At 70.3% G+C, this 25,231-nt stretch carries 26 protein-coding genes; 14 read left to right on the top strand and 12 right to left on the bottom strand.

What is annotated here, in order from left to right; all coding sequences use genetic code 11:
- Positions 1 to 206: 206 nt before the first annotated feature.
- Positions 207 to 2,066: a phosphoenolpyruvate carboxykinase (GTP) gene (locus ACZ6JY_RS21790; protein WP_469197787.1), complete on the top strand. Its 1,860-nt coding sequence runs from the start codon at positions 207 to 209 to the stop codon at positions 2,064 to 2,066.
- 64 nt (positions 2,067 to 2,130) lie between these two features.
- Here the strand turns inward: ACZ6JY_RS21790 and ACZ6JY_RS21785 are convergent, their stop codons facing one another.
- Positions 2,131 to 2,571, bottom strand: a complete 441-nt coding sequence (locus ACZ6JY_RS21785; RefSeq protein WP_469197785.1) for an SCO4983 family protein — start codon at positions 2,569 to 2,571, stop codon at positions 2,131 to 2,133.
- Between the two features lie 98 nt (positions 2,572 to 2,669).
- Positions 2,670 to 3,881: a pyridoxal phosphate-dependent aminotransferase gene (locus ACZ6JY_RS21780; RefSeq protein WP_469197783.1), complete on the bottom strand. Its 1,212-nt coding sequence runs from the start codon at positions 3,879 to 3,881 to the stop codon at positions 2,670 to 2,672.
- Positions 3,882 to 4,040: 159 nt separating this feature from the next.
- On the opposite strand from ACZ6JY_RS21780, the gene ACZ6JY_RS21775 reads away from it, so the two are divergent.
- On the top strand, positions 4,041 to 4,886 hold the full coding sequence (locus ACZ6JY_RS21775) for a S1 family peptidase (RefSeq protein WP_469197781.1): 846 nt from the start codon (positions 4,041 to 4,043) through the stop codon (positions 4,884 to 4,886).
- Between the two features lie 70 nt (positions 4,887 to 4,956).
- Here the strand turns inward: ACZ6JY_RS21775 and ACZ6JY_RS21770 are convergent, their stop codons facing one another.
- Positions 4,957 to 5,334, bottom strand: coding sequence for a hypothetical protein (locus tag ACZ6JY_RS21770; protein WP_469197779.1), 378 nt, complete (start codon positions 5,332 to 5,334; stop codon positions 4,957 to 4,959).
- A 401-nt stretch (positions 5,335 to 5,735) separates the two neighbouring features.
- Between ACZ6JY_RS21770 and ACZ6JY_RS21765 the strand changes: the two genes are divergently transcribed.
- The 4 genes from ACZ6JY_RS21765 (at position 5,736) to ACZ6JY_RS21750 (ending at position 8,670) form a co-directional block, all read left to right on the top strand.
- A complete protein-coding gene (locus ACZ6JY_RS21765; RefSeq protein ID WP_469197777.1) occupies positions 5,736 to 6,083 on the top strand; it encodes a MerR family transcriptional regulator in 348 nt (115 codons plus the stop codon).
- 297 nt (positions 6,084 to 6,380) lie between these two features.
- On the top strand, positions 6,381 to 6,584 hold the full coding sequence (locus tag ACZ6JY_RS21760; RefSeq protein ID WP_062780821.1) for a cold-shock protein: 204 nt from the start codon (positions 6,381 to 6,383) through the stop codon (positions 6,582 to 6,584).
- 265 nt (positions 6,585 to 6,849) lie between these two features.
- Positions 6,850 to 8,337 carry a DEAD/DEAH box helicase gene (locus ACZ6JY_RS21755; RefSeq protein WP_469197774.1) on the top strand — a complete coding sequence of 496 codons (1,488 nt, stop codon included), beginning with the start codon at positions 6,850 to 6,852 and terminating at the stop codon, positions 8,335 to 8,337.
- A 45-nt stretch (positions 8,338 to 8,382) separates the two neighbouring features.
- Positions 8,383 to 8,670 carry an SCO5918 family protein gene (locus ACZ6JY_RS21750; protein ID WP_469197772.1) on the top strand — a complete coding sequence of 96 codons (288 nt, stop codon included), beginning with the start codon at positions 8,383 to 8,385 and terminating at the stop codon, positions 8,668 to 8,670.
- Between the two features lie 65 nt (positions 8,671 to 8,735).
- Here ACZ6JY_RS21750 and ACZ6JY_RS21745 read toward each other — a convergent pair whose 3' ends face one another.
- Together ACZ6JY_RS21745 and ACZ6JY_RS21740 are read right to left on the bottom strand one after the other, a co-directional pair.
- On the bottom strand, positions 8,736 to 10,352 hold the full coding sequence (locus tag ACZ6JY_RS21745) for an N-acyl-D-amino-acid deacylase family protein (RefSeq protein ID WP_469197770.1): 1,617 nt from the start codon (positions 10,350 to 10,352) through the stop codon (positions 8,736 to 8,738).
- Positions 10,353 to 10,507: 155 nt separating this feature from the next.
- Positions 10,508 to 11,809, bottom strand: a complete 1,302-nt coding sequence (locus ACZ6JY_RS21740; RefSeq protein WP_469197768.1) for an amino acid deaminase — start codon at positions 11,807 to 11,809, stop codon at positions 10,508 to 10,510.
- A gap of 209 nt (positions 11,810 to 12,018) precedes the next feature.
- Here ACZ6JY_RS21740 and ACZ6JY_RS21735 point away from each other — a divergent pair, with 209 nt between their 5' ends.
- From ACZ6JY_RS21735 to ACZ6JY_RS21720, 4 genes are all read left to right on the top strand, one after another.
- The gene (locus ACZ6JY_RS21735; RefSeq protein ID WP_469198032.1) at positions 12,019 to 13,020 is read left to right on the top strand and encodes a sugar kinase; all 1,002 of its coding nucleotides are present in this window, start codon (positions 12,019 to 12,021) and stop codon (positions 13,018 to 13,020) included.
- Positions 13,017 to 13,775: an IclR family transcriptional regulator gene (locus ACZ6JY_RS21730; RefSeq protein ID WP_469197766.1), complete on the top strand. Its 759-nt coding sequence runs from the start codon at positions 13,017 to 13,019 to the stop codon at positions 13,773 to 13,775. The genes ACZ6JY_RS21735 and ACZ6JY_RS21730 overlap by 4 nt, the downstream gene beginning before the upstream one ends.
- Positions 13,776 to 13,782: 7 nt before the next feature.
- Positions 13,783 to 14,196 (top strand): RidA family protein, encoded by a 414-nt coding sequence (locus ACZ6JY_RS21725; protein WP_062770654.1) that lies wholly within the window; start codon positions 13,783 to 13,785, stop codon positions 14,194 to 14,196.
- A gap of 130 nt (positions 14,197 to 14,326) precedes the next feature.
- A complete protein-coding gene (locus tag ACZ6JY_RS21720) occupies positions 14,327 to 15,811 on the top strand; it encodes a GntP family permease (RefSeq protein WP_469197764.1) in 1,485 nt (494 codons plus the stop codon).
- Here ACZ6JY_RS21720 and ACZ6JY_RS21715 read toward each other — a convergent pair.
- Complete coding sequence (locus ACZ6JY_RS21715; RefSeq protein ID WP_469197762.1) at positions 15,795 to 16,256, bottom strand: VOC family protein; 462 nt, start codon at positions 16,254 to 16,256, stop codon at positions 15,795 to 15,797. The genes ACZ6JY_RS21720 and ACZ6JY_RS21715 overlap by 17 nt on opposite strands.
- Before the next feature lie 114 nt (positions 16,257 to 16,370).
- On the opposite strand from ACZ6JY_RS21715, the gene ACZ6JY_RS21710 reads away from it, so the two are divergent.
- Positions 16,371 to 17,366, top strand: a complete 996-nt coding sequence (locus ACZ6JY_RS21710; protein WP_469197760.1) for a helix-turn-helix transcriptional regulator — start codon at positions 16,371 to 16,373, stop codon at positions 17,364 to 17,366.
- Between the two features lie 23 nt (positions 17,367 to 17,389).
- Here the strand turns inward: ACZ6JY_RS21710 and ACZ6JY_RS21705 are convergent, their stop codons facing one another.
- Together ACZ6JY_RS21705 and ACZ6JY_RS21700 are read right to left on the bottom strand one after the other, a co-directional pair.
- Complete coding sequence (locus ACZ6JY_RS21705; RefSeq protein ID WP_469197758.1) at positions 17,390 to 17,833, bottom strand: DUF6010 family protein; 444 nt, start codon at positions 17,831 to 17,833, stop codon at positions 17,390 to 17,392.
- Positions 17,834 to 17,898: 65 nt separating this feature from the next.
- Positions 17,899 to 18,588: a DJ-1/PfpI family protein gene (locus ACZ6JY_RS21700; protein ID WP_469197756.1), complete on the bottom strand. Its 690-nt coding sequence runs from the start codon at positions 18,586 to 18,588 to the stop codon at positions 17,899 to 17,901.
- Positions 18,589 to 18,785: 197 nt separating this feature from the next.
- Between ACZ6JY_RS21700 and ACZ6JY_RS21695 the strand changes: the two genes are divergently transcribed.
- Complete coding sequence (locus ACZ6JY_RS21695; protein ID WP_469197754.1) at positions 18,786 to 19,724, top strand: GlxA family transcriptional regulator; 939 nt, start codon at positions 18,786 to 18,788, stop codon at positions 19,722 to 19,724.
- A 21-nt stretch (positions 19,725 to 19,745) separates the two neighbouring features.
- On the opposite strand, the gene ACZ6JY_RS21690 is transcribed toward ACZ6JY_RS21695, so the two are convergent.
- The 3 genes from ACZ6JY_RS21690 to ACZ6JY_RS21680 are packed head-to-tail and all read right to left on the bottom strand — an operon-like array spanning position 19,746 to position 21,022.
- Positions 19,746 to 19,937 carry a hypothetical protein gene (locus ACZ6JY_RS21690; protein ID WP_469197752.1) on the bottom strand — a complete coding sequence of 64 codons (192 nt, stop codon included), beginning with the start codon at positions 19,935 to 19,937 and terminating at the stop codon, positions 19,746 to 19,748.
- A 29-nt stretch (positions 19,938 to 19,966) separates the two neighbouring features.
- A complete protein-coding gene (locus tag ACZ6JY_RS21685; RefSeq protein WP_469197750.1) occupies positions 19,967 to 20,158 on the bottom strand; it encodes a hypothetical protein in 192 nt (63 codons plus the stop codon).
- A gap of 12 nt (positions 20,159 to 20,170) precedes the next feature.
- The gene (locus ACZ6JY_RS21680; protein ID WP_469197748.1) at positions 20,171 to 21,022 is read right to left on the bottom strand and encodes a helix-turn-helix domain-containing protein; all 852 of its coding nucleotides are present in this window, start codon (positions 21,020 to 21,022) and stop codon (positions 20,171 to 20,173) included.
- Positions 21,023 to 21,296: 274 nt separating this feature from the next.
- On the opposite strand from ACZ6JY_RS21680, the gene ACZ6JY_RS21675 reads away from it, so the two are divergent.
- Entirely contained in the window at positions 21,297 to 21,803 is a 507-nt protein-coding gene (locus ACZ6JY_RS21675) for an ATP-binding protein (RefSeq protein ID WP_469197746.1), read from the top strand.
- Between the two features lie 512 nt (positions 21,804 to 22,315).
- Here the strand turns inward: ACZ6JY_RS21675 and ACZ6JY_RS21670 are convergent.
- Positions 22,316 to 23,671 (bottom strand): M14 family metallopeptidase, encoded by a 1,356-nt coding sequence (locus tag ACZ6JY_RS21670; protein ID WP_469197744.1) that lies wholly within the window; start codon positions 23,669 to 23,671, stop codon positions 22,316 to 22,318.
- 203 nt (positions 23,672 to 23,874) lie between these two features.
- On the opposite strand from ACZ6JY_RS21670, the gene ACZ6JY_RS21665 reads away from it, so the two are divergent.
- A complete protein-coding gene (locus ACZ6JY_RS21665; RefSeq protein ID WP_469197742.1) occupies positions 23,875 to 25,197 on the top strand; it encodes an Nramp family divalent metal transporter in 1,323 nt (440 codons plus the stop codon).
- Positions 25,198 to 25,231: the final 34 nt, after the last annotated feature.

Here is a 25,231-nt window from a genome sequence, read left to right as displayed (position 1 = left end):
ACCGCCCTCGCATGCGAACCCGTACAAGTGGCGATGCTCACGTCGCTCAGGTGTGAAGCCCTCTGGACAGATGGGCGCTCCCGTCGGATGATCATATGAGTGCGGTCGGCACCGGATGAGCGCCAGAGGGAATTTTCACGTGAAGCGTCCGGGTCGCAGCCCCCACGGGGCATACACCAACAAAACCCCCTCGATTAGGAGCAACCGTGGCGCGCGACATCGCGGCTCCCAGCACCCTCCCGAGCAACACCGTCCCGACCGGCCACCGGGAGCTCGCCTCCTGGGTCGACGAGATCGCCGAACTGACACAGCCGGACAGCGTGGTCTGGTGTGACGGTTCCGAGGCCGAGTACGAGCGCCTGTGCGGGGAGCTCGTCGCCAAGGGCACGTTCAAAAGGCTCGACCCGGTCAAGCGCCCCAACTCGTACTACGCGGCCTCCGACCCGACCGACGTCGCGCGCGTCGAGGACCGCACCTTCATCTGCTCGAAGAAGGAGCAGGACGCGGGCCCGACCAACCACTGGAAGGACCCCGCCGAGATGCGGGAGATCTTCACCGGCAGGGACGGACAGGGCGGTGTGTTCCGCGGGTCGATGAAGGGCCGCACGATGTACGTCGTGCCCTTCTGCATGGGCCCGGTCGGCTCGCCGCTGTCCGCGATCGGCGTCGAGATCACCGACTCGGCGTACGTCGCCGTGTCCATGCGCACCATGACCCGCATGGGCCAGGCGGTCCTGGACGAGCTGGGCGACGACGGCTTCTTCGTGAAGGCCGTCCACACGCTGGGCGCGCCGCTGGAGGACGGCCGGGCCGATGTGCCGTGGCCCTGCAACTCCACGAAGTACATCTCGCACTTCCCCGAGGACCGCGAGATCTGGTCCTACGGCTCGGGCTACGGCGGCAACGCCCTGCTCGGCAAGAAGTGCTACGCGCTGCGCATCGCCTCCGTCATGGCGCGCGACGAGGGCTGGCTGGCCGAGCACATGCTGATCCTCAAGCTGACGCCGCCGCGGGGCGAGAGCAAGTACGTCGCCGCCGCGTTCCCGTCCGCCTGCGGCAAGACGAACCTCGCCATGCTGGAGCCGACGATCTCCGGCTGGACCGTCGAGACCATCGGCGACGACATCGCCTGGATGCGGTTCGGCGAGGACGGCCGCCTCTACGCGATCAACCCCGAGGCCGGCTTCTTCGGCGTCGCGCCCGGCACCGGCGAGCACACCAACGCCAACGCCATGAAGACGCTGTGGGGCAACTCGGTCTTCACGAACGTCGCGCTCACCGACGACGGCGACGTCTGGTGGGAGGGCATGACGGAGGAGACTCCCGCCCACCTCACCGACTGGAAGGGCAACGACTGGACGCCCGAGTCAGGCGTCCCGGCGGCCCACCCGAACGCGCGCTTCACCACCCCGGCCTCGCAGTGCCCGATCATCGCGCCCGAGTGGGAGGACCCCAAGGGCGTGCCGATCTCCGCGATCCTCTTCGGCGGCCGCCGCGCGAGCGCCGTGCCGCTGGTGACCGAGTCCTTCGACTGGAACCACGGCGTCTTCCTCGGCGCGAACGTCGCCTCCGAGAAGACCGCCGCCGCCGAGGGCAGGGTCGGCGAGCTGCGCCGCGACCCGTTCGCCATGCTGCCGTTCTGCGGCTACAACATGGGCGACTACATGGCCCACTGGGTCAAGGTCGGCGCCACGGCGACAGCCAAGGGGGACCAGTCGAAGCTACCGAAGATCTACTACGTGAACTGGTTCCGCAAGAACGAGGCGGGCAAGTTCGTGTGGCCCGGCTTCGGCGAGAACAGCCGCGTCCTGAAGTGGATCGTGGACCGCCTCGACGGCAGGGCCGAGGGCGTCGAGAGCCCGATCGGCATCCTGCCGACGGTCGACGCGCTGGACACCGAGGGGCTCGACCTGGACAAGGCCGACCTGGAGTTCCTGCTCACGGTCGACAAGGAGGTCTGGCGCGAGGAGGCCTCGCTGGTCCCCGAGCACCTCAACACCTTCGGCGACCACACGCCCAAGGAGCTGTGGGACGAATACCACGCGCTGGTGAAGCGCCTGGGCTGATGTCCCGCCATCCGGCGTGAGTGGCACCCGGTCCGCGGCCTCACCGGCCGCGGACCGGGGCCGTTCAGGAGGCGCCGACCAGGCGCGTGGCGCCCGCGTGGGCGTCCATGCGCTCGGCGGCCAGGATGGCCGCCGCGGTGTCGGCGCGCGAGGCCGCCACGACCAGGGCGCGGCCCGCGAGGGCGTGGGCGCGCTGGTGCAGGGCGGCGAGGTGGGGCTGAGGGTGCTCCCCGTGCGTCGAGCCGTCGGAGAGGACGGCGGCGGCGACGGAGGAGCGCGGGGGGTGCACGTCGTGGCGGAGCCGGGCGACCTGAGACGCGAGGCGGTCGCCCGCGGCGTCCAGGCCGGTGTCGGGGGCGAGGACGCGCAGCTCGTCGGTGACGGCGAGGAGCGCGGCGAGGTGCCCGGCGAGCTGGATGTCCAGCTCCTCCTCGCGGGAGCGGTGCGGGAAGCTCGTGTCGTCGGCCATCGAATGGACCGACTTGGTGCGGATCGGCTCGTACATGTGATGGCCTCCAAGCTGTCTTGGATACATCCTAGCTTAGATTCCGTCTAAAGTTGATTCCGGTCCGAAGGCCCAGCGTCCGGCGCCGCGCCGCCGCGCTACGGCTGGCTGTAGCCGTCCAGGAAGTTGCCGATCCGCGTGACCGCCTCCGCGAGGTCCGTCGCCGTCGGCAGGGTCACGACGCGGAAGTGGTCGGGCTCGGGCCAGTTGAAGCCCGTGCCGTGGACCACCATGATCTTCTCGGCCCGCAGCAGGTCGAGGACCATCTGCCGGTCGTCCTTGATCTTGAAGACCTTCGGGTCGAGCCGCGGGAAGAGGTAGAGCGACCCCTTGGGCTTCACGCAGCTCACCCCGGGGATCTGAGTCAGCAGGTCGTACGCCGTGTCGCGCTGCTCAAGGAGCCGCCCGCCCGGCAGCACCAGGTCATTGATCGTCTGCCGCCCGCTCAGCGCGGCGACGACACCGTGCTGGCCCGGCATGTTCGCGCACAGGCGCATGTTGGCGAGGATCGTCAGGCCCTCGATGTACGAGGAGGCGTGCGCCTTGGGCCCCGAGACGGCCATCCAGCCGACGCGGTACCCCGCGACCCGGTACGCCTTCGACATGCCGTTGAAGGTGAGGGTCAGCAGGTCGGGGGCGACGGCGGCGGTCGGCGTGTGCGTGGCGCCGTCGTAGAGGATCTTGTCGTAGATCTCGTCGGAGCAGACCAGGAGGTTGTGGCGGCGCGCGATGTCGGTGAGGCCGCGCAGCATCTCCTCGCTGTAGACGGCGCCGGTCGGGTTGTTCGGGTTGATGATCACGATCGCCTTGGTGCGGTCGGTCACCTTGCGCTCGATGTCGGCGAGGTCCGGCATCCAGTCGGCCTGCTCGTCGCAGCGGTAGTGCACGGCGGTGCCGCCGGACAGCGAGACGGCCGCGGTCCACAGGGGGTAGTCGGGCGCCGGTACGAGGACCTCGTCGCCGTCGTCGAGCAGGCCCTGCATGGCCATCACGATGAGCTCGGAGACGCCGTTGCCGATGAAGACGTGCTCGACGTCGGTCTCGATGCCCAGGGTCTGGTTGTGCATGACGACCGCGCGGCGGGCCGCGAGGAGGCCCTTCGCGTCGCCGTAGCCGTGTGCGGCGCCGACGTTGCGGAGGATGTCCTCCAGGATCTCGGGCGGGCACTCGAAGCCGAAGGCGGCGGGATTGCCGGTGTTCAGCTTCAGGATGCGATGGCCCGCCGACTCCAGCCGCATCGCCTCGTCGAGCACGGGGCCCCGGATCTCGTAACAGACGTTGGCGAGCTTCGTCGACTGGATGACCTGCATGCGCGCGAGCTTACGGGGTGTTCCGGCCGGCGGGGCGGCGGATGCCCCGGGTGGCTCTCCCGCGGGTGCGCCCTTGTTCCGGGTGCCGGGCGTCCTCAACAATGCGCATGACAAAACCGGAGTTGCTCCGGTCACACAGTCATCTGAGGGGACCCCCACATGAAGAAGCCTCTCGTCGGTGCGTGCTTCGCCGCCCTGCTCATAGGGGCGACGGCGGCGCCCGCCACCGCCGTGAGCGACGAACCGCCCGCGAAGATCAAGGCCGTCGATCTCGCGGGGACGGTGGCGCTCAGCAACTGTTCCGGCTCCGTCGTCCGCGTGCCCGACTCACAGCCCGGCGACCGCGCGCTCGTCCTGTCCAACGGCCACTGCGTGGAGAGCGGCTTCCCCGCGCCGGGCGAGGTCGTGGTCGACCAGCCCTCCACGCGCAGCTTCACGCTGCTCGACGGCGCGGGCGGAAGGCTCGGGACGCTCAAGGCCGACAAGATCGCGTACGCCACCATGACCGACACGGACATGTCGCTCTACCGGCTCACCAGCACCTACGCGCAGGTGGAGAGCAAGTACGGGACCCAGGCCCTGGAGCTGGACGGGCAGCGTCCCGGGCAGGGCCGGGCGATCACCGTCGCGTCGGGCTACTGGAAGAAGCTCTACAAGTGCGGCGTCGACGGCTTCGCGCACCGCCTGAAGGAGGGTGACTGGACCTGGAAGGACTCGGTCCGCTACACCCCCGCATGCAAGACGGCCGGCGGCACGTCCGGCTCGCCGGTGATCGACGACGAGACCGGCAAGGTCGTCGCCGTCAACAACACCGGCAACGAGAGCGGCGGCCGGTGCACGGACAACAACCCCTGCGAGGTCGACGAGAACGGCGAGGTCACCGTCCGCAAGGGCATCAACTACGCCCAGCAGACCTACTGGATCGTCCCCTGCGTCGGCGCGGGCAACGAGATCGACCTGAGCCGCGCGGGCTGCGAGCTGCCCAAGCCGTCCGGGGCCCGGTAGCGCAGCCCCCGGCCCCGGGGCGGCCGGTCAGGTCCGCCCGGGGCCGGGGCTGGTCGGGTGGTGCGCTCGTTCAGTTCTCCGAGTAGCTGAGGTCTCCGATGCTCCAGGCGCTCACGTCCTGGAGCGGGATGCGGTACATCCCGCCCGTCTCGGGGAGGCCGAGGCTGCCCTGGATGATGCGTGCCAGATGGAAGTGGAGGTGGGTGGGCTGGGCGGGCTCGGGCGGCGGACCGGAGCCCGCCCCGTCCCCCGCGAAGACGGCGGCGAAGGGACGGAGCCGGTCGGAGTCCTTCAGGACTTCGGCCACGCGCCGCCGCCACAGGGCTTCCGGGGCCAGGCGGCCGGTGATGACGGCGCCGGCCACGACCACGGTGAGGGACATCTGATTGCTGTGCTCGGACTCCACCAGAGAGGCGATGTCGACGAGCAGTTCGTCAGGCTTCGACATGACCGATGAGCCTACCGAGGCGGAGGGCGGCTCGGGCGCCGGGATCCCTGCTCCTCCGGCTGCGAAAATCTATCGCGGTTACGGTAGACATGCGTGGCTGCCGTGGCTAGAGTTCCTCGTGTAGCCAACGACAGTCGATGAAGGGCTGTCAGTGAAGAGAGACGAGAGGAGTTGACGCCATCAGGATCGCCCGGGCGAGGTTCGAGCCGCTCGGGTACCGCAGGCCCCGGATTGGAAGGTGGTCCCCGGTCACGCATTCGCGATCCCCGCGTCCCCGCCCTCTCGGGCGGTTGTGCGGAAACAGACAACCGGCGCACATAGCCGGCAGATGGTGTTGAAACCCCTCGGGGCCTGGTGCCGTACGGCACCAGGCCCCTCGACGCGTTCAGGAAAAGGTGCAAATGCCCTCAGAGACCCTCACGCATGGCCCCGATCGGTTCGATGACGACGACTACCCCGCCTACACGATGGGCCGCGCCGCCGAGATGATCGGCGCCACGCCCGGATTCCTCCGGGCGGTCGGCGAGGCCGGCCTCGTCACCCCGCTGCGGTCCGACGGCGGCCACCGCCGCTACTCCCGCCAGCAGCTCCGCGTCGCCGCACGCGCCCGCGAGCTCGTGGACCAGGGCACGCCGATCGAGGCCGCCTGCCGCATCGTCCTCCTGGAGGACCAGCTCGACGACGCGCTGCGCCGTAACGACGAGCTGTGCGGCCCCGCCGGGCAAGCCGAAGGGACACCGTCCTCCTGAGTCCGAGCCCGCCGGCAGATATCTGTTCCGGCAGATGCAGAAATTCGCCCGATGCGCGATGAGGGTTTATCCGCCGACCGGCAGAGCGGTATGAAAAGTACTGCGTCATCGCGTCGGCCGTGCTAGTGTCATTTCCAGTTGCAGTTGTGGTTCCCAGAGACTCCAAGTGCTCCGGTCGACTTTCTGTGTCGACGGAGCACTTTGTATTGCCGGTCTATCCGGACGGGGTAATCATCGCGGCGACGCGGAGTTCGCACAGTGTGGATTCCACGGGCACTGCCCCGAAGGAGATATGACATGGCTAACGGCACCGTGAAGTGGTTCAACTCGGAAAAGGGCTTCGGCTTCATCGAGCAGGAGGGTGGCGGCGCTGACGTCTTCGCCCACTACTCGAACATCGCCACCCAGGGCTTCCGTGAGCTCCAGGAGGGCCAGAAGGTGACCTTCGACGTCACGCAGGGCCAGAAGGGCCCGCAGGCCGAGAACATCCTGCCTGCCTGACGCTCACGCGTACTTCGTGGCTGGGGCCCGCACCTTGGGTGCGGGCCCCAGCCCGTTGCTTTTTCCGGGGCCTCGCGCCCCGATGACCGCCCCTGAGGCATCCCGGTGAAGACCCCCGGCATGTCGGGCGAGTCAGACCGGCCGCTTTCTCAATAAATTGCGGCCGAATTCATGTTTAATTTGTTCCGGCCCGTTCCTGCAATTCTCGGCACCCTTCCGTGCCGGATGAATTCCTCGATACGCGCCGCATCGAGGAAGGTTCTCCATGAACCGCTCATCTCGCACAGATGGCCGTCCGTCGAACAGCAGCTACCGCGGCTCGGGCGGTTCCCGCTCGGCCGGGCGCTCGTACTCCAGGGGATCGGGCCGTCGTCCCGCCGCCCTCCAGGGAGAGTTCGCGCTGCCGGTGACCGTCACCCCGGCCCTGCCGCCCGTCGAGGACTTCGCGGCGCTCGGACTGCCGGACGCCCTGCCGCCCACCCTCACGCGCCTCGGCGTCACCGAGCCCTTCCCGATCCAGGCGGCCACGCTGCCCAACTCCCTCGCGGGCCGTGACGTCCTCGGCCGCGGGCGCACCGGATCGGGCAAGACCCTCGCCTTCGGCCTCGCGGTGCTCGCGCGCACGGCGGGGCAGCGCGCCGAGCCCCGCAAGCCCCTCGCGCTGATCCTCGTACCCACCCGTGAGCTGGCGCAGCAGGTGACCGACGCGCTCACCCCGTACGCCAAGGCGGTGCGGCTGCGCATGGCGACCGTGGTCGGCGGCATGTCGATCGGACGCCAGGCCGGCGCGCTGCGCGCCGGGGCCGAGGTCGTCGTCGCGACGCCGGGACGGCTCAAGGACCTCATCGAGCGCCGCGACTGCCGGCTGGACGACGTCGCCATCACCGTCCTGGACGAGGCCGACCAGATGGCCGACATGGGCTTCCTGCCGCAGGTCACCGAGTTGCTCGACCAGGTGCGCCCCGGCGGCCAGCGGATGCTGTTCTCGGCCACCCTGGACCGCAACGTCGACCTCCTGGTCCGCCGCTACCTCAGCGACCCGGTCGTCCACTCGGTCGACCCCTCGGCGGGCGCGGTCACCACGATGGAGCACCACGTGCTCCAGGTGCACGGCGCCGACAAGTACGCCACGACCACGGAGATCGCGGCCCGCGACGGGCGGGTGCTCCTCTTCCTGGACACCAAGCACGCGGTGGACCGGCTCACCACGCACCTGCTCAGCAGCGGCGTCCGGGCGGCGGCGCTGCACGGCGGCAAGTCCCAGCCGCAGCGCACCCGCACCCTGGCCCAGTTCAAGTCCGGCCAGGTCACGGCGCTGGTCGCCACCAACGTCGCGGCCCGCGGCATCCACGTCGACGACCTCGACCTGGTCGTCAACGTGGACCCGCCCGCCGACCACAAGGACTATCTGCACCGCGGTGGCCGCACCGCCAGGGCCGGCGGGTCCGGCAGCGTCGTCACCCTGGTGACCTCGGCGCAGCGCAGGGACATGAGCCGTCTCCTCGCCGCCGCGGGCATCACCCCGCAGACCGCGCAGGTGCGCTCCGGCGACGCCGAACTGACGCGGGTGACCGGCGCCCAGGCCCCCTCGGGCACCCCGGTGACCATCGCCGCCCCGCCGAGGTCCGACGCGGGACGCGGTGCCGCATCGGGCCGTGGCCGACGCCCCCGCGACGGCCGTGCGCGCCGCGCGTACGCCGCCCGCTCGCAGGGCGGCGGCCAGGGCGGGACTTCGCACGGCAAGGCCGCCTGACCGAAGAGCCCGTCCGCCCGTCCCTCCCGACCTCTGTGAGGCACCATGCGCTGTGTCATCGCCCGTTTCCCCTTCGACTTCTTCAAGAGCGACGTCGAGCAGGCCATGAAGGGCGTCAAGCCCGAGCCCATCACGGCCGAGTCCGTGCTCATCGGCCGCCGCCAGTACCCCGTGAAGCAGGTGGGGGAGCTGATCACGCGGCAGGACCGCCGTGACTTCTCCGCGGGCGAGGTCGTCCGGGCCCTCACCGGCCTGGGCTTCACCTGTAGCGCCGCCCCGGCGCCGGCCGCTCCCGCGCCGGTCGAGGAGACGTGGCCGACGACCGTCGTCTAGAGCGCGGCGAAGGCCCGGGAAGCATCGGCTTCCCGGGCCTTTCGCATGTCCGCGGCCGTCGGCCCCTACGGCGTCCTGCGTATGGCGCGTCCCGCGAGGACGTCCGTGCGCAGCCCGTCCCGCATCACGAACCTGCCGTCGATCAGGACGTGCGGAATGCCGGTGGGCAGCGTGCGGGGCGCCTCGAAGGTCGAGCCCGCGGCGACCGTCTCCGGGTCGAAGAGGACCAGGTCGGCGCGGTAGCCCTCGCGGACCAGGCCCCGGTCGGCGAGCCGCAGCCGGGCGGCCGGGCGCGAGGTGAGGTGCGCGACGGTCTCCTCCAGGGACATCACGCCGAGTTCGCGCGCGTAGCGCCCGAGGTACTGCGGGAACGTCCCGTACGCCCGTGGGTGCGGCTTGAAGCCCTGAAGGATGCCGTCGCTGCCGCCGGTGTGCACCGGGTGGCGCATGATCGCCTGGACGTTCTCCTCGTGGCCGACGTGCTGGAGGATCGTCGAGCCCAGCTTGTCGTCGACCAGGAGCCTGCGGGCGGTGACCCAGGGGGCCTCGCCGCGCATGTCGGCGGACTCCTTGACCGTCTTGCCGACGAACGCGGCGAGCCCGGGGTCGGAGACGCCGGAGATCTCGATGGTGTCCCACTCGATGGGTACGCCGTGGCAGCCGTCCGCGCCGATGACCTCCATGTGGTGGCGGATCTTCTCGGCGGTCGAGTCGTCCTGGAGGCGGGCGAGGATGGCGTCGGGCCCGCCTTCGCTCGCCCAGCTCGGCAGCATCGCGACGAGGGTCGTACAGCCCGGGGTGTAGGGGTACGTGTCGAGCGTGATGTCCGCGCCCCGCGCGAGGGCGTCGTCGAGGAGGGCGAGCAGGTCGGGGGCCTTGCCCTTGTTCACGCCGAAGTTCATGGTGGCGTGCGCGAGGTGCAGCGGGCAGTGCGCGGTCCTCGTGAGGTTCACCATCTCCTCGTACGCCTGGAGGGCGCCGGCACCGTAACTGCGGTGGTGGGGGCAGTAGTAGCCGTTGTGCCGGGCCACGACCTTGCAGAGTTCGGTCAGTTCGGAGTCGTCGGCGTACATGCCCGGGGTGTAGGTGAGCCCCGACGACATGCCGACGGCGCCTTCCCGCATGCCCTCGGCGACGAGCTGCCGCATGCGGTCGAGCTCGGCGGGTGTGGCCGGGCGGTCGTCCCAGCCCACGGCGTACATCCGTACGGTGCCCTGCGGGATGAGGTACGCGGCGTTCACCGCGATGCCGTGGCCGCCGTGCGCACCGTCGAGCGTGTCGAGGTAGCCGCCGACCGTGCGCCACGTGAAGTCGATGTCGCCGCCGTCGCCGTTCCAGCCGGTGATGGCCCGGCGGACCTGGGCGAGGGTGCGGTCGTCGACCGGGGCGTAGCTGAGGCCGTCCTGGCCGATGACCTCCAGGGTCACGCCCTGGGCGGCCTTCGCGGTGTGCTCGGGGTCCCGGAGCAGGGCGAGGTCGCTGTGGGCGTGCATGTCGATGAAGCCGGGCGCGAGGGCGAGGCCCTGGGCGTCCAGGTTGCAGAGCCCCGTGAGCCGGGGCCCCTCTCCTGCGCCCTCTCTGCGGATCTCGGTGATCCTGCCCTCGTGTACGCCGATGTCGGCGCGGTAGGAGGCACCTCCGGTGCCGTCCATGACACGCGCGTCCCGGATCACCAGATCCATGGTGCGACTCCTCTTCGGGTGGTTCTCGGCGGGTTGTCGCCGCGGGGTGAACGGGTGGGTGGGCGGGAAGCGTCCGCCGCGGAGCGGCGGTTCAGGGGATGCCCCCGGGCCACGGGCGGAGCGGCGGCGCGCCGGGGGCGGTCGGGACCCAGGGGTCAGAAGAACGTCCGGACGTAGTCCGTGACCGTCCCGTCCCCCTCGACCAGGGGAATCAGCTGCCACTTGTCGAACGCCGTGCAGGGATGCGAGAGCCCCATCCCCACCCAGTCGCCCACGGAGAGCTCCGCCTCCGGGGAGGTCCGCAGCCACCCGTGCTGGTCGGAGAGCCCGGTCACCGTGATCCCGGTCGCGGCCCGCTCGACGCCGTCGCTCCCGTCCCGTACGACCTGGGCCTCGGGCATGTCGAGGTCGTACGCGGCGTCCCGCTTCCCCGCGTTGGTGAACGCCTGCTCCGGCGAGGGCCGGGACACCACCTGCGCCCACAGCCGGAAGGCCGGTTCGAGCGCGCCCTCCTGCGGGACGCGGTTGAAGGGCGTGAGGTGGCGGTAGTGACCGTCGTCATGCGACACGTACGCCCCGGAGCGGAGCAGCTTGAGCACCGGCACGGAAAGCTCCGGGATCTCCTCGAAGACCGACGCCACCGCGTCGAACCACGCACTGCCGCCCGCGCTGACCACGACCTCCGGCAGGTCCGCGAACCGCCCCGCCTTGTCGAGGTCGACGAGCAGCGCGACGAGCCGCCGCAGCCAGGCGGTGACCGTCTCCGTCGAGGCCTGCGGCACCTCGCCCTCGTACCCGGCGACGCCCACGAGGCGCAGCGTGTCCGCCGCGGCGACGGCGTCGGCGATCTCGAAGCACTCGGCCTCGGTCCGTACCCCGGTCCGCGCCCCGTCGCCCGCGGCCAGCTCGACGACGACGTCGACCGGGCGCGTCGCCCCTGCCTCGCTGAGCGCGGCGTGCATCGCCCGGACGCCGCGCACGGAGTCGACGTAGCAGATGAAACGGAAGGACGGGTCGGCGCCGAGTTCACCGGCGAGCCAGCGCAGGGCCGCCGCGTCGACCAGCTCGTTGGCGAGGAAGACCCTCGGTGTGCCGAACGCCCGTGCCACGCGCACCTGGTGCGGCACCGCGAGCGTGATGCCCCAGGCGCCGCGGTCGAGCTGCCGCCGGAAGAGCTGCGGGGCCATCGACGTCTTGCCGTGCGGCGCGAAGGCGAGGCCGTGCCGCTCCGCGTACGTCTCCATGAGTGCGAGGTTGTGTTCGAGGCGCTCGGCGGAGAGGGCGAGCACGGGGGTGGTGAAGCCGCCCGTGAAGAGGTTCCGGCGCTGGGCCGCGAGCTCCCCGACCGTCAGTCCTTCGGCGTCCGGCGGCAGCCCCTTGAAGCGGTGGTCCACCCGCTCGTCCGCGAGCGCGGCCAACGGATCGGCGGGACGTTCGACGGCGTTGTCGGCGGCCATGGGCGCCTCCTCCAGGAGTGCGTTGCACTATGTGCAACAGTCATTGCGTATGTCGCTTACTGCTGTCTAACATCCGAGCCAACGCCGGGTCAACGGATCCGGAGAGTCGGTTGAGGGGCTGGAAGATCGTGACCGCACAGGCAGCCGTACGGCCCGTCGAGGAGACGGCCGCCCACGCGGCGGTGGACGTCGTGGCGCTCGGCGAGTCCATGGTCACCTTCCTGCCCGCGCGTCCTGGGCGCCTCGCCGACGTGCCCTCATTCGACCGCGGGATCGGCGGCGCCGAGTCCAACGTCGTCTGCGCGCTCGCCGCCGCGGGACACACCACCCGCTGGGTCAGCCGCGTCGGCGCCGACGGCTTCGGCGACCACCTCGTCGAGACGATCGCCCGCTACGGCGTGGACACCTCCGCCGTCGGCCGCGACCCGCACCGCCCCACCGGCGTCTACTTCCGCACCGCCGACGACCGCGACGCCGACGCCCACGAGGTCGTCTACTACCGCGCGGGCTCGGCGGCCTCCGCGATGTCCCCGGCCTCCGTGGACGAGGACGCGCTCGCCTCGGGCCGCGTCCTGCATCTGTCGGGCATCACGCCCGCGCTCTCCGCCGACTGCCTCGACCTCGTACGCCACCTCTGCGCGCGGCGCCCGGACCGCGCCCCGCTGGTCTCGTTCGACGTCAACCACCGCCCCGGCCTGTGGAAGGACGCGCAGGAGGGCCCGGGAGTCCTCCTCGGCCTCGCGCGCGGCGCCGACCTCGTCTTCGTCGGCGAGGACGAGGCCGCCGCGGCCTGGGGCGTGACCGGCGGCCCCGACGCCGTCCGCGCCGCCCTGCCCGAACCCGCCACCCTCGTCGTCAAGCAGGGCAGCCGGGGCGCCACCGTCTACCGGCATGGCGAGGACCCCGTCTTCCAGGCCGCCCTGACCGTGGACGTCGTGGCCCCCGTCGGTGCCGGCGACGCCTTCGCCGCCGGATTCCTCTCCGCCACGCTGCGCGGCCTGCCCGCCGCGCACCGGCTCCGGCACGGCCACCTGATGGCCGCCGCCGCGCTCACCGTCCCCGGCGACCTCGCCACGCCGCCCGCCCGCGCCCACGCCGACCGCCTCGCGGACCTCGACGACTCCGCCTGGGAGACACTTCGTCTCGGCCCCGGCTGGACGGCGTACGTCCCGGAGGACACCGGGGCCGAGGAGGAGGTACGAACCACATGAGCCAGACCGTCGACCGCGCGCTTTCGATCCTGCCGCTGCTCGCCGAGGGCCCCGCGGACCTCGGACAGGTCGCCGACCGGCTCGGCGTCCACAAGTCCACGGCCCTGCGGCTCCTGCGCACCCTCCACGAGCACGGCCTGGTCTTCCGCCAGTCCGACCAGCGCTACCGCCTCGGCGCGCGGCTCTTCGCGCTCGCCCAGGAAGCCGTCGAGAACCTGGACGTGCGCGAGATCGCCCACCCCCACCTCCTCGCCCTCAACGAGCGGTGCGGCCACACGGTCCACCTCGCCGTCTACGAGGAGCAGGAAGTCCTCTACATCGACAAGGTCGAGAGCCGCTACCCGGTGCGGATGTACTCCCGTATCGGCAAGCCGGTGGCCATCACCGTCGCCGCCGTGGCGAAGCTGCTGATCTCCGACTTCCCCGAGGCCGAGCGCCGCGCCATCGCGGAGAAGCTCGACTACCCCACCTACACGTCCCGTTCGACGCCCAACGCCGCCGCGTTCCTCAAGGAGCTCAGCGCCGTACGCGAACAGGGCTGGGCCACCGACCTCGGTGGCCACGAGGAGTCCATCAACTGCATCGGGGCCCCCATCCGCGGTGCGGACGGGCGCGTCGTCGCCGCCATGTCGGTCTCCGCGCCGAATGTCGTCGTCACCGCCGAGGAACTCCTCACACTGCTCCCGCAGGTGCGCCGCACGGCGGACGCCATCAGCCGGGAGTACTCCGGCAAATCACCCCTGAAGGAAGCCTGAGCACGTCATGACCACCGAGAAGACCGCCCTCACCCCGGCCACCCACACCACCCCGCCCGCCAAGTTCTCCCACGGTGTCAAGAAGGGCAACATCCTTCAGGTCGCCGGTCAGGTCGGCTTCCTCCCCGCCGAGGAGGGCAAGGCCCCCACCCCCGCGGGCCCGACCCTGCGCGAGCAGACCCTCCAGACGTTCGCCAACGTCAAGGCGATCCTCGAAGAGGGCGGCGCCACCTGGGACGACGTGATGATGATGCGCGTCTACCTCACGGACGTCGACCACTTCGCCGAGATGAACGAGATCTACAACGCGTACTTCGAGGAGCAGGGCCTCAAGGCCCCGGCATCGGCCCGCACCACGGTCTACGTCGGGCTGCCCAAGGGCCTCCTCATCGAGATCGACGCGCTCGCCGTCCTGAGCTGACACACCCCAGCACGATCTCCCCCCGCAAGCCGTACGTCGTCACGGCACGGCGCCCCCTTCTGCTCGGGGCGCCGTGCCGCGATCCCCCCTGCCCCTGTTCTGAAAGCCCCATGCACTTACGAGGTCAAAGATGTCCCCGTCCCACACCGCCGTGCTCGCGGCTGCCACCGAGGAGCCACCGCACACCGGCGGCATACTCACCCTGATCGACGGCACGGCAGGCCTGCTCACGGTCGCCGCGCTCGGCATCGTGCTCCTGCTCTTCCTGATCATCAAGGTCAGGCTTCAGCCCTTCGTGGCGCTGCTCGCGGTCTCCATCGTCGTCGGTCTCTCCGCCGGTCTCTCCGTCACCGAACTCTTCGGCACGGTCCAGAAGTCCGACGCCGTCTCGGTCATCGAGTCCGGCATGGGCGGCATCCTCGGCCATGTGGCGATCATCATCGGCCTCGGCACGATGCTCGGCGCGATCCTCGAAGTGTCGGGCGGCGCGGAGGTGTTGGCCTCCCGCCTCCTTGGCCTCTTCGGCGAGAAGCGCGCGCCGCTGGCCATGGGTCTGACGGGTCTGATCTTCGGCGTCCCGGTCTTCTTCGACGTCGGCATCTTCGTCCTCGCGCCGATCGTGTACGCCGCCGCCAAGCGCAGCGGCAAGTCGATCCTGCTCTACTGCCTCCCCCTCCTCGCGGGTCTGTCGATGACCCACGCCTTCCTGCCCCCGCACCCGGGCCCGGTGGCCGCCGCCGGTCTGCTCCACGTGGACCTCGGCTGGGTCATCCTGATGGGCATCGTCTGCGGCATCCCCGCGGTGCTCGCGGCCTGGGTCTTCTCGGCGTGGATCGGCAAGCGCATCTTCGTGCCCGTACCCCAGGACATGGTCGAGGCCGCCGACGAGGCGAAGGCCGCGGTCGTCGCCGAGCAGCACGCGGCAGGCGTGGCCCCGCAGGAGAAGCCGGTGCCGCTCGGCACGGTCTTCGCGATCATCGGAACGCCGCTGTTCCTGATCCTCCTGGCGACGTTCTCCTCGATCGCCTTCGATCCCTCGACCTTCCGCTCGGTCATCGAGTTCTTCGGCAGCCCCTTCGTCGCCCTGACGATCGCCCTGCTGATGGCGTACTACCTCCTGGGCATCCGGCGCGGCTGGTCCCGCAAGTCCCTGGAGAGGGTGTCGACCTCGTCCCTGAAGCCGGTCGGCAACATCCTGCTCGTGGTCGGCGCGGGCGGCATCTTCGGCGCGGTCCTCAAGGCGAGCGGCGTGGCAGGCGCCCTCTCGGACACCTTCCAGGACGTGGGCCTGCCGATCATCGTCCTCGCGTACCTCCTGTCCCTGGTCCTGCGCGTGGCCCAGGGCTCGGCGACGGTCGCGATCGTCACGACGGCGGGCATCGTCGCCCCCCTCCTCTCCGAGGGCGACTACTCCCAGGCCTTCATCGCCCTGGTCATCATGGCGATATCGGCGGGCTCGATCTTCGCCTCGCACGTCAACGACGGCGGCTTCTGGATGGTCGCGAAGTACTTCGGCATCTCGGAGCGGGACACGCTGAAGACCTGGACGGTCCTGGAGTCGGTCCTCTCCGTGGCGGGCTTCGCGGTGGCAGCGGTGGTCAGCCTTTTCGTGTAGCGGTACGAGTACGGAGCGGGGCACCCGGCGAAGCCGCCGGGTGCCCCTTCGCGTCGTGCTTCTCGATGGCCTCCGGGGTGACGGGGGTGAAGAAGTTGACGAGGTTGCCGTCGGGGTCGCGGAACAACAGCGACCGGTTGCCCCAGGGCATCGTGGTGGGCTCCTTGACGAAGTCGGTGACGAAGCCGGTCAGGTTCTGGTGGACGCGGTCCACGTCGTCGACGAGGAACTCGGTGATCACGCTGTGGTTGTCCGCAGGGCGGGCGGAGCCCGGGGCGAACAGCGGGACGGTGCGGGTGCCGGCGATCGCGAGGGTCGCGCTCGCGGTCCTGAGTTCGGCGAAGTCCTCGGTGGCCCATGCCGCCTGCATCCCGGTGGCTCGCTCGTAGAACGCGACGAGGCGTGCGACGTCGCTGGTGATGATGCGGATCGAGACGAAGTCCATGGGAATCTCCTTGGCTGTGCTGAGGCGTGCACGTCGCAGGCTAGGAGAAATAGCGGACAGAATCGGTCCCGTATAGGCCCCGTATCGGTCCTGCATTCGCATTAGGCTGCGAACATGTCACGACCCACCGGCCGCGTGCTGACACTCCTGGAGCTGCTCCAGTCGGGCGGCACCCGGACCGTGGCCGAGCTCGCCGACCGCCTCGGCGTCGAGGGGCGGACCGTGCGGCGGTACGTGGGCCAGCTGATCGACCTGGACGTGCCCGTGGAGTCGGTGCGCGGCCGCTACGGCGGGTACCGGCTGGCTCCCGGGTACCGCCTGCCTCCGCTCATGCTCAGCGACGACGAGGCGCTGGCCGTGCTGCTCGGCCTGGTCGCCGGCCGCCGGGCAGAGCTGACGACGGCGGAGCGCACGGCGAACGAGACGGCGTCGGCGAAGATCCGGCGGGTGCTGCCCCAGCACATCGCCCGCCGGCTCGACGCGCTCCTGGAAGCTCTCGCCTTCACGGACCAGCCCGGCGAGCTGGACCACCCGGACGCCGGGCTCCTGCTCACCATCGCCGATGCGGTGCGCCACCGCCGGCCGGTCTCGGTCCGCTACACCGACCGCGACGGACGGCGCAGCGAACGCACATTGCACGCGTACGGGATCGTCGCCCATGCGGGCCGGTGGTACGTGACGGGCAAGGACGCCGGGGCCGACGAGGACCGGACCTTCCGGCTCGATCGCATCGAGGCCGCGAGGGCCCTGCCCGGCTCGTTCGAAGCGCCCGAGGGCCCTGATCCGGCGCAGCGCGTGCTGTCAGGATTCGCCGCGGCCGAGTACCGGCATGAGGTGACCCTGCGAATCCACGGGACGGTCGAGCAGATCCGCGCGCACCTGCCCGCCGGCGTGGCGAGCCTGGAGGAGCACGAGCACGAGCCCGCGGTCGGCGAGGATCCGGCGGCCGAGCGGTGGCGGCGCGTCGAGCTGCGGGCGCAGCGGCTCGACTGGTTGCCGCGGGTACTCGCCTCACTGGACCGGCCGTTCGTCATCGAACGCCCCGACGAACTACGCGACCGCGTCACCGCGCTGGCCGACCGCCTCACGACCTACGCCCGCCGGCCCTGACGCCGAGAAACCGATGCCGCCGGCTAAGAGGCGGGGGCGGAGACGTGATCGTGCGCGTGGTCCGCTGTCCGGCCGCGCTGGAACCGGCGGCGGACGAGCGCGATCAGGGAAGGTCCTCCGCGGAAGCACCACAGGGCGATGACCGGATCACAGATGGCACATGCCAGAGATGCGTCGTGGTAGAACGGCAGGATCGGATTGCCCTTGAGGTGGTGGGCCATGTCCCAGGCCGTGTGGAGCAGCCAGCCGACGCCGATGAAGGCCCAGGAGTCCAGGCCGCGGTAGGCGACGTAACCCGTGAGTGCGACGAATGGGAGCTCCCACGGGCCGAAGCCGCCCCCGCTCAGATAGGCGGCGCCGGCTCCGCCCACCATGATCGCGTTGAAGTGGCGTCGGTGCGGTTCTTTGATCAGGGACATCAGCAGGCAGTAGATGATGCCGACGATCACTGGTGACACAAGGTTCATGAGGGGATGACTTCTTCCTCCTGGGGCGGGGATGGTGAGCGACTGATCTGCGAAGGACCGGGCGTTCAGAAAGCGGTGGGCACCGGACCCTGCGCGCGCCAGACGGTGCCGCGCCGCTCGTGGGAGAAGAGTTCTTCGACGGCGTGCGCGACGCGGGGGCCCACCTCGCGCTCCAGTAGGTAGAGACCCAGATCGAGACCGGAGGTCACGCCGGCGCCGGTGATCAGGTCGCCGTCGTCGACGATCCGGGCGCGGATCGCGTGGGCGCCGGTGGCTTCCAGCATGGGCAGGCCCATGTGGTGGGTGGTGGCGTGACGTCCCTCCAGCAGGCCGGCCATGGCCAGGACGAGCGAGCCGCCGCAGACGGTGGCGACGGTGATGTCCGGGTCGTCCATCGCCTGCTTGAGGAGCGCGGGGAGTTCGGTGGTCAGCGTGCGGCCCAGCAGCACCGGGATGAGCTCGTCCTGTTTCCGCTCGCCGACGCCCACCTCTTCTTCCGGGGCCTCGCCGGGTTCGCCCACGCGGCCGGAGGCGCCGGGTACCAGAAGCATGTCGGCGCGCTCCAGGTCGAGGGCGCCGACGGCGCGCAGCGTCAGTCCTCCGATGCCGCTGACGACCTCACGAGGGCCCTCTGCGGTGACCAGCTCGACGGTCACCGCGCCGTCCGCCGCCGAGCCGCCGGCGTACAGGACCTCGTAGGGGGCGATGGCATCGAGCGGGTCGAAGCCATCGAACAGGACGACCTGGATGTGCATGGGGGTTCCTTCGGCGTCGCTTTCCATCGGGACGCTCCGAAGTCAACCGGCTTCCTGGGTGCTCGCCCAGTGGCACTAGCGACAGGTTCCAACGGGATAGTGCCAACCCCTTCTTGGGGCGTGTGGACTGCGTTGACGTGGGCCTTCCGGAGGGGCGGCCCAGGTCCGTCGAGCCCGTGGGGAGGTAGGTTCTGGCCATGCATACGGTTGCCGTGCTCGCGTTGGATCAGGTGATCCCGTTCGACCTGTCCACCCCGATCGAGGTCTTCTCCCGGACGCGCCTGCCCGACGGGCGGCCCGGCTACCAGGTCCGGGTGTGCGCCGAGCGCGACGAGGTCGACGCCGGAGCCTTCACCCTGCGTGCCCCCTGGGGTCTGGAGGGCCTTCAGGGCGCGGACACGATCATCGTGCCGGGCGTCGCCGATATCGCTGCCTCACTCCCTCCCGCCGTGCGCGACGCGCTGCGGTCGGCCGCTGCCGACGGCACCCGGATCGCTTCCATCTGCGTGGGCACCTTCCCCCTGGCCGGCACCGGGCTCCTCGACGGACTGCGCGTCACGACCCACTGGCGCGCGGCCGATCTGCTGGCTGCCGCCCACCCGGGCCTCGACGTCGACCCGGACGTCCTCTACGTCGACAACGGCCAGTTGCTCACCTCGGCCGGCGCCGCGGCGGGCATGGACCTGTGTCTGCACATGATCCGCCGTGACTACGGCTCGGCCGTCGCCGCCGACGCCGCCCGCCTGTCGGTGATGCCTCTCGAACGAGAGGGCGGGCAGGCGCAGTTCATCGTGTACGACCACGCGCCCACGCCGCAGGGCTCCGAGCTTGAGACGCTGCTCACCTGGCTACGGGAAAACCTGGCCCGCGACCTCACCCTTGCCGACATCGCCGAGCGGGCCGGAACCAGCACCCGGACCCTGATCCGGCGCTTCCGCGACCAGACCGGCACCACGCCGCTCCAGTGGCTCCACCGGGCCCGCATCCGCCAGGCACAGCACTTGCTGGAAACCACGGAGCACTCCGTGGAGCGCATCGGCGGCCAGGTCGGCTTCGGCTCACCCACCACCTTCCGCGACCGCTTCAAACGCACCACCGGCGTCAGCCCGCAGACCTACCGGCGCACGTTCAGCTGAACAGCCGAATGAGGCGCCGTCTTAGAGGAGGTGGTCGGCTTTGCCGGCTTTGATGTCGCGGATGAGGGTGCGGAGGGCTTCGTGGGTGTCGGTGAGGGGGTGGTCTTCTTGCCCGGCGATGGCGATGTAGGCGTTGCCGGTGGTGTCGGTACCGAGGCGGAAGCAGGAGTTGCCTTCGCCGCAGAAGGGGGCTTCCCAGGTGATGTCGGGCACGGCGTTGCTCCTTGTCTGTCGCCAGGCGCTCAGAGGAGGTGGTCGGCTTTGCCGGCTTTGATGTCGCGGATGAGGGTGCGGAGGGCTTCGCGGGTGTCGGTGAGGGGGTGGTCCTCTTGCCCTGCGATGGCGATGTAGGCGTTGCCGGTGGTGTCGGTACCGAGGCGGAAGCAGGAGTTGCCTTCGCCGCAGAACGGCTCTTCCCACTGTATGTCGGACATCGTGACGTCTCCTTAAAGCTGATCAGCGATAGTGCGGATGAAGCTGCGTGAGTCCTCGGGGGGCAGGGCGACGTTCTCCATCCAGTCCAGGTGGCCCCGGTACTTGGCCAACTGGCCCTCGGCGTGCAGGAAGTCGGGTCCATGAGAGCTGTCGATCTGTACGGTGTCCAGCTGCGGAACAGGCCCCTCGGCGTACAGCACCGTCTGCCCGGCGCCAGGGAAAGCGCCCGCTTCGAATGGGATGACCAGAAGCGTCACGTTGTCCTGTTCCGACTTGTGCAACAGGTGCCTGAGTTGTGCGCGCGCCACGTCTCGGCCGCCGAACTGCATGCGCAGCGCCGCCTCGTGAACGAGGGCCACGTACTGGGGCGCGTTGTCTCCCTCCAGGACCTGCTGCCGTTCAACGCGATTGGCGAGCCGTAGGGCGATCTCGTGAGGTGGGAGTTCAGGGATCACGACTCGGAAGAGGGCCAGCGCATGGTCCGAGGTCTGAAGCAGGCCGGGGATATGTATCGAGTAGGCGGCGCGCATGCGGACTGCGTGCGCCTCCAACTCCGCGATGTCCAGGAGCCCCTGGGGGAGCGAGCCCCGGTACTTGTCCCACCAGCCTCGTTGGCCCGTCTCGGCCATCTGTGCCAACGCGTCGACGTACAACTGGTCGCGGCACTCGCAGTTGCAGGCCAGAGTGCGCAGCCGCTCCGGGCTGATGGCGCGTACCCCGGACTCGATGTGGGAGATCTTGCCCCGGTCCACGCCCAGCAGCCCGGCCGCGTACTCGGCAGAGATACCCGCTGACGTGCGCATTCTCCGAACTTCGACCCCCAGACGTTTCTGGCGTTCCGTGGGCGATGTCCTCGCTGCCATGCCGTTCCCTCCGCGTGCGGTTCCAGCAGTCTGCCGCGTGTGCATGCGATCAGACCACGAGCGGGCATGACTTTCACCGGCTGGTGAAAAATTAGGCCCCGGTTCCGGTACGTTTAGTAGTGCAACAGCTACGCACGGCAGTCGGCAGTGCATCGCGCGGGTCTGCCCTCTACCTCCCTGCCCTGGGAGGGGTGAGGTCTGCGTCAGGGAGACGAGCCACCGGCGGCCCGGAGTACGTCCGTAGACCAACTTCCGCCCAGTCATGGAGTTCCGCATGCCCGAAACGCTCGTCCCGCACAGCGGAGGCGTCACCGTCTGCTCTCCTCGGCCCGACGCGTCCGCCCCCGCCCCGGAGAACCTCGCGTACAGCCTCACCCTGCCCTCGGCCCTCACGTCCCCGACGATCGCCCGCGCGGTCACCCGTACCGTGCTCGCCGCTCACGGGCTCGCCGTGCTGGAGAGCCCGGCGACGCAGGTCGTCGCCGAACTGACCGCCACGGCCTGCACGTTCAGCCCGGCGGCGGAGGTGTACCTCTCCCTCCGCTTCCGCGAGGACACGCTGCGGGTCATCGTCTACGACGGTCACCCGAGCCACCCGCACCCGCGCCTGGCGGCGGCCTGCGACGCCCGCCGCCGGGCTGCGCTACGGCTGCTCGCCTGCGTGGCCCGCGCGTGCGAGGGCGACTGGGGCTTCGGGGAGGCGCGCGAACCGGGCGGCGGTACGCGCATGTGGGCGACGGTGCCGTACAGCGGAAGCGTGGCGTACGGGCGCTGCGGCTAGCTTCGGCGGGCCGGTGGCGTTGATCGCTTACCGGGGCAGCCCGGTTCTCCGGGAGTGTGGCGGTTCCGCCCCGCCAGTAAAGGGCGCTCCTGCGTCGCGTCGGCTTCGCCGATGTCCCTTCGGGCCACCCTTGACTGCCGAGCCTCCACCGCAGGGGATTTGCTGGCCGGGCGGCCACGGGGTGGGGCGACGGGGACGGTTGGTGGGCGGTGCGGGTTGGGTGCCGGGTGCGGACTGGTTCTTCTGGCGTGGGCGCCGAGGGGCAGAGCGGGCGGGGGCCACCGGCTCCTCCGGTCGCGCGGCATAGGGCCCATATCGCCCCCTGGGGGCGGGGCTTGCAGAGAAGTCCCCGGCTGCTTTGGAAGGGACCCAGGTCGGGGGTGGGGAGGCGTTCAGGGTGGCGGGACTTTGTTGCAATGCGCTCACTTTGGCTGCCACCGGCCCGACGAAGTCTCCGGTCCTGCACGCACGCCGAAACCCGGGGCCATACCGCACCCCGGGCCGAGGCGGCGTCAGGGCGTGGTGCAGTACTGCGTCTCCTTGCCGATCGAGCGGTACATGCAGTCCGCGTTCTCCAGGAGCTGGAGGACCGCGTCACGGTTGCGGGACGTCTCCCGCTCGATCACCTCGTCCGGAGGGTAGAAGCCGCCGCCCCCGGCGGACGACGGGTACATCTCGAAGGTGTAGCTGAAGATCTTCTGGCTGCCCCAGAGCCAGTCGTTGATGGACCCGTCGGTGATGTAGAGGTCGCTGGACTGCTCCGGTGTGTAGCCGTTGCTCGCGGCCATCTTCCGGCCGATCGCCGCGTGCGCGTCACGGTCGTCCTGGGTGAGGCCGGGGCCCGTGTCCGCGTACGTGTAGCCGTACGGCCACAGGACGAGTTCGCTGTACGTGTGGAAGTCGATGGAGGCCCTGATCTGCTGCTTGCCCCCGACCACGCGGCTGCGGACGAAGTCCGCGACCACCTTCACCTCGGGCGCCGACTCGCCGGCCCGGCCGCGGTAGGTGTCCGAGCCAGTGGAGCCGGACGAGCCGCCGCAGCAGCCCCACCGGTAGGCCCAGTTGCGGTTCAGGTCCGTGCCGACGTTCGACGAACCGCTGTTGGGCTGGCGGTTCTTGCGCCAACTGCGGTACGAGCCGGACGCGATGTCGTACTCACCGCCGTCCGGGTTCAGGTCCGGCACGATCCAGATCTCCCGGGAGTCGACCATCTTCTTGACGCGCGCGTCCGTGCCGTAGTCGTCGCCCAGCTCGCGCAGCAGGTAGAGCGCCATCTCCACGGTGAGGTGCTCGCGCGCGTGCTGGTGGTGGGTGAAGAGGACCTCCGGCTCGGCCTCGTCCGTCCCCACGTTGTCGCTGACCTTGATGGCGACGATGTCCCGGCCCGAGTACGACTTGCCGATGACCTTCTTGCTCATCAGGGTCGGGTGCGCCGCGATCCGCTGGTCGATCTCCGCCGTCATCTCGGCGTAGTTGTGGTAGCGGGCGTCCGCCGGCGGGAAGTCCTTGGGCTCCACCGCCATGCCGTTCGTACGTTTCGGGGGCCCGGGCAGGGCTCTGAGTTCGTAGCCCGCCTTCCGGAGCGAGGCCGCCTCAGCGGCGTCCGCCGAGACGACCACCGCGCGGGCGTCGACCTCGTCGATCGCGACGCCGGTCCGCGCGAGCGCGGTGCGGGCGGCGTGGTCGTCGGCCAGCGGGACCTCGTACTGGCGCGTTTCCTCGTCGGCCGCCGCGGCCGCGCTCCTCGTCGGGGTTCCGTCCGAGCCGTCCGGCGCGGCGTTGGCGGTCAGGGGCGCCGCCAGGGCGAGTGCCAGCACGGCCGCCAGGGCCGCGGATCTTCTGCCGTTCAAGCGTGTACGGAGTCGCATGAAGTCTCCTGCGGGGGAGAGAGGGGGGTGGGGGTTGTCCACTGCGACGTGCGGGTGCGCGACCCGCGGGGTGCGTGCGGGCCGGGCGACTGCGGGTGCGTGCGGGTGGCGCGCGCCCATCGTCGGGGCGTGGCATGGACCGGTCAACGCTGTCTTTGGCCAACCTCTTGTGCCGCGCCCCCCGATGCGCTTTCTTGATCGGCATGGCTGAAACGACAGGCAGTGGTACCGCCGCCGGGGAAGCGAAGCCGCTTCGCAAGGCGAGCTGGAGGTACGTCGGGCCCGGCATCGTCGTCGCGGCGACCGGAGTCGGCGCGGGCGATCTCGTCGCGACGCTCATCGCGGGCAGCAAGTTCGGCTACACGCTGCTGTGGGCGGCGATCATCGGATGCCTCGTGAAGATCTCCCTGGCCGAGGCCACGGGACGATGGCACCTCGCCACCGGGCGCACCCTCTTCGAGGGCTGGCGCAGCCTCGGGCAGTGGACCACGTACTACTTCGCGATCTACGTCGTCGTGTGGGGGTTCGTGTACGGCGCCACCGCCATGTCCTCCAGCGCGCTGCCGCTCGTCGCGCTCTTCCCGGACGGGCCAAGCCTGAAGGCCTGGGCCATCCTCTGCGGCCTGCTCGGGCTCGCCTTCGTCTGGTTCAACCGGTACGCCGTCTTCGAGAAGGTCATGACGGTCGTCATCGGCATGAAGTTCCTCATCGTCGTCTACGTGGCCATCCGCGTCGCCCCCGACCTCGGCAACGCCTTCGCGGGCCTCGCGCCCGTCCTGCCGGACGGCTCGCTGCTCTACACGCTCGGCCTGATCGGCGGCGTCGGCGGCACCATCACCATGGCCGCGTACGGGTACTGGGTGAACTCCAAGGGCTGGACCGACATCAGCTGGGTCAGGGTGATGCGGCTCGACAACCGCGTCGCGTACATCACCACCGGCATCTTCGTCGTCGCCATGATGATCATCGGTGCCGAGCTGCTGCACTCCACGAACATCGCCCTCACCTCCGGCGACCGGGGCCTCATCGACCTCGGCAACGTACTGGAGGACAAGTTCGGTGCCGTCACCGCCAAGCTCTTCCTGATCGGCTTCTTCGCCACGTCGTTCGGCGCGCTGATGGGCGTGTGGCACGGGGTGAGCCTGATGTTCGCCGACTTCGTCGAGCGGCTGCGGCGCGAGCGCGGAACCTCCTCCGACGCCGGGCAGGGCACCGAAGGCATGGTCGCGGAGGTCGCCGCGGGCAAGCGGGAGAAGTCGCTGCCGTTCCGCGCCTATCTGCTGTGGCTGACCTTCCCGCCGATCGGGCTGCTCTTCCTGGACCAGCCGTTCGGCCTCGTGGTCGCGTACGGCGTACTCGGCGCCTTCTTCATGCCGTTCCTGGCCCTCACCCTGCTCTGGCTGCTCAACTCCTCCCGTACGCCCAAGGAGTGGCGCAACGGAATGCTGAGCAACGTCATGCTGGCGGGCGCCGGGCTGCTCTTCCTCATCCTCTGTGTGCAGCAGGTCCGCGACCTGCCCTGGTGAGGGCCCCGAGCGCCCGAGAACGGCGGCGTCACCG

This window comes from Streptomyces sp. NPDC046335, from assembly GCF_055587985.1.
Note: the sequence above shows the minus strand (reverse complement) of the source record. Positions and strands in the feature narration are given on the sequence as shown.

Excerpts from the sequence above, each read along its gene's own strand:
- ACZ6JY_RS21785 (WP_469197785.1), bottom strand. The coding sequence starts at position 2,571 with ATGTACGAGCCGATCCGCACCAAGTCGGTCCATTCGATGGCCGACGAC.
- ACZ6JY_RS21780 (WP_469197783.1), bottom strand. The coding sequence starts at position 3,881 with ATGCAGGTCATCCAGTCGACGAAGCTCGCCAACGTCTGTTACGAGATC.
- ACZ6JY_RS21775 (WP_469197781.1), top strand. The coding sequence starts at position 4,041 with ATGAAGAAGCCTCTCGTCGGTGCGTGCTTCGCCGCCCTGCTCATAGGG.
- ACZ6JY_RS21770 (WP_469197779.1), bottom strand. The coding sequence starts at position 5,334 with ATGTCGAAGCCTGACGAACTGCTCGTCGACATCGCCTCTCTGGTGGAG.
- ACZ6JY_RS21765 (WP_469197777.1), top strand. The coding sequence starts at position 5,736 with ATGCCCTCAGAGACCCTCACGCATGGCCCCGATCGGTTCGATGACGAC.
- ACZ6JY_RS21760 (WP_062780821.1), top strand. The coding sequence starts at position 6,381 with ATGGCTAACGGCACCGTGAAGTGGTTCAACTCGGAAAAGGGCTTCGGC.
- ACZ6JY_RS21755 (WP_469197774.1), top strand. The coding sequence starts at position 6,850 with ATGAACCGCTCATCTCGCACAGATGGCCGTCCGTCGAACAGCAGCTAC.
- ACZ6JY_RS21750 (WP_469197772.1), top strand. The coding sequence starts at position 8,383 with ATGCGCTGTGTCATCGCCCGTTTCCCCTTCGACTTCTTCAAGAGCGAC.
- ACZ6JY_RS21745 (WP_469197770.1), bottom strand. The coding sequence starts at position 10,352 with ATGGATCTGGTGATCCGGGACGCGCGTGTCATGGACGGCACCGGAGGT.
- ACZ6JY_RS21740 (WP_469197768.1), bottom strand. The coding sequence starts at position 11,809 with ATGGCCGCCGACAACGCCGTCGAACGTCCCGCCGATCCGTTGGCCGCG.
- ACZ6JY_RS21735 (WP_469198032.1), top strand. The coding sequence starts at position 12,019 with ATGGTCACCTTCCTGCCCGCGCGTCCTGGGCGCCTCGCCGACGTGCCC.
- ACZ6JY_RS21730 (WP_469197766.1), top strand. The coding sequence starts at position 13,017 with ATGAGCCAGACCGTCGACCGCGCGCTTTCGATCCTGCCGCTGCTCGCC.
- ACZ6JY_RS21725 (WP_062770654.1), top strand. The coding sequence starts at position 13,783 with ATGACCACCGAGAAGACCGCCCTCACCCCGGCCACCCACACCACCCCG.
- ACZ6JY_RS21720 (WP_469197764.1), top strand. The coding sequence starts at position 14,327 with ATGTCCCCGTCCCACACCGCCGTGCTCGCGGCTGCCACCGAGGAGCCA.
- ACZ6JY_RS21715 (WP_469197762.1), bottom strand. The coding sequence starts at position 16,256 with ATGGACTTCGTCTCGATCCGCATCATCACCAGCGACGTCGCACGCCTC.
- ACZ6JY_RS21710 (WP_469197760.1), top strand. The coding sequence starts at position 16,371 with ATGTCACGACCCACCGGCCGCGTGCTGACACTCCTGGAGCTGCTCCAG.
- ACZ6JY_RS21705 (WP_469197758.1), bottom strand. The coding sequence starts at position 17,833 with ATGAACCTTGTGTCACCAGTGATCGTCGGCATCATCTACTGCCTGCTG.
- ACZ6JY_RS21700 (WP_469197756.1), bottom strand. The coding sequence starts at position 18,588 with ATGCACATCCAGGTCGTCCTGTTCGATGGCTTCGACCCGCTCGATGCC.
- ACZ6JY_RS21695 (WP_469197754.1), top strand. The coding sequence starts at position 18,786 with ATGCATACGGTTGCCGTGCTCGCGTTGGATCAGGTGATCCCGTTCGAC.
- ACZ6JY_RS21685 (WP_469197750.1), bottom strand. The coding sequence starts at position 20,158 with ATGTCCGACATACAGTGGGAAGAGCCGTTCTGCGGCGAAGGCAACTCC.
- ACZ6JY_RS21680 (WP_469197748.1), bottom strand. The coding sequence starts at position 21,022 with ATGGCAGCGAGGACATCGCCCACGGAACGCCAGAAACGTCTGGGGGTC.
- ACZ6JY_RS21675 (WP_469197746.1), top strand. The coding sequence starts at position 21,297 with ATGCCCGAAACGCTCGTCCCGCACAGCGGAGGCGTCACCGTCTGCTCT.
- ACZ6JY_RS21670 (WP_469197744.1), bottom strand. The coding sequence starts at position 23,671 with ATGCGACTCCGTACACGCTTGAACGGCAGAAGATCCGCGGCCCTGGCG.
- ACZ6JY_RS21665 (WP_469197742.1), top strand. The coding sequence starts at position 23,875 with ATGGCTGAAACGACAGGCAGTGGTACCGCCGCCGGGGAAGCGAAGCCG.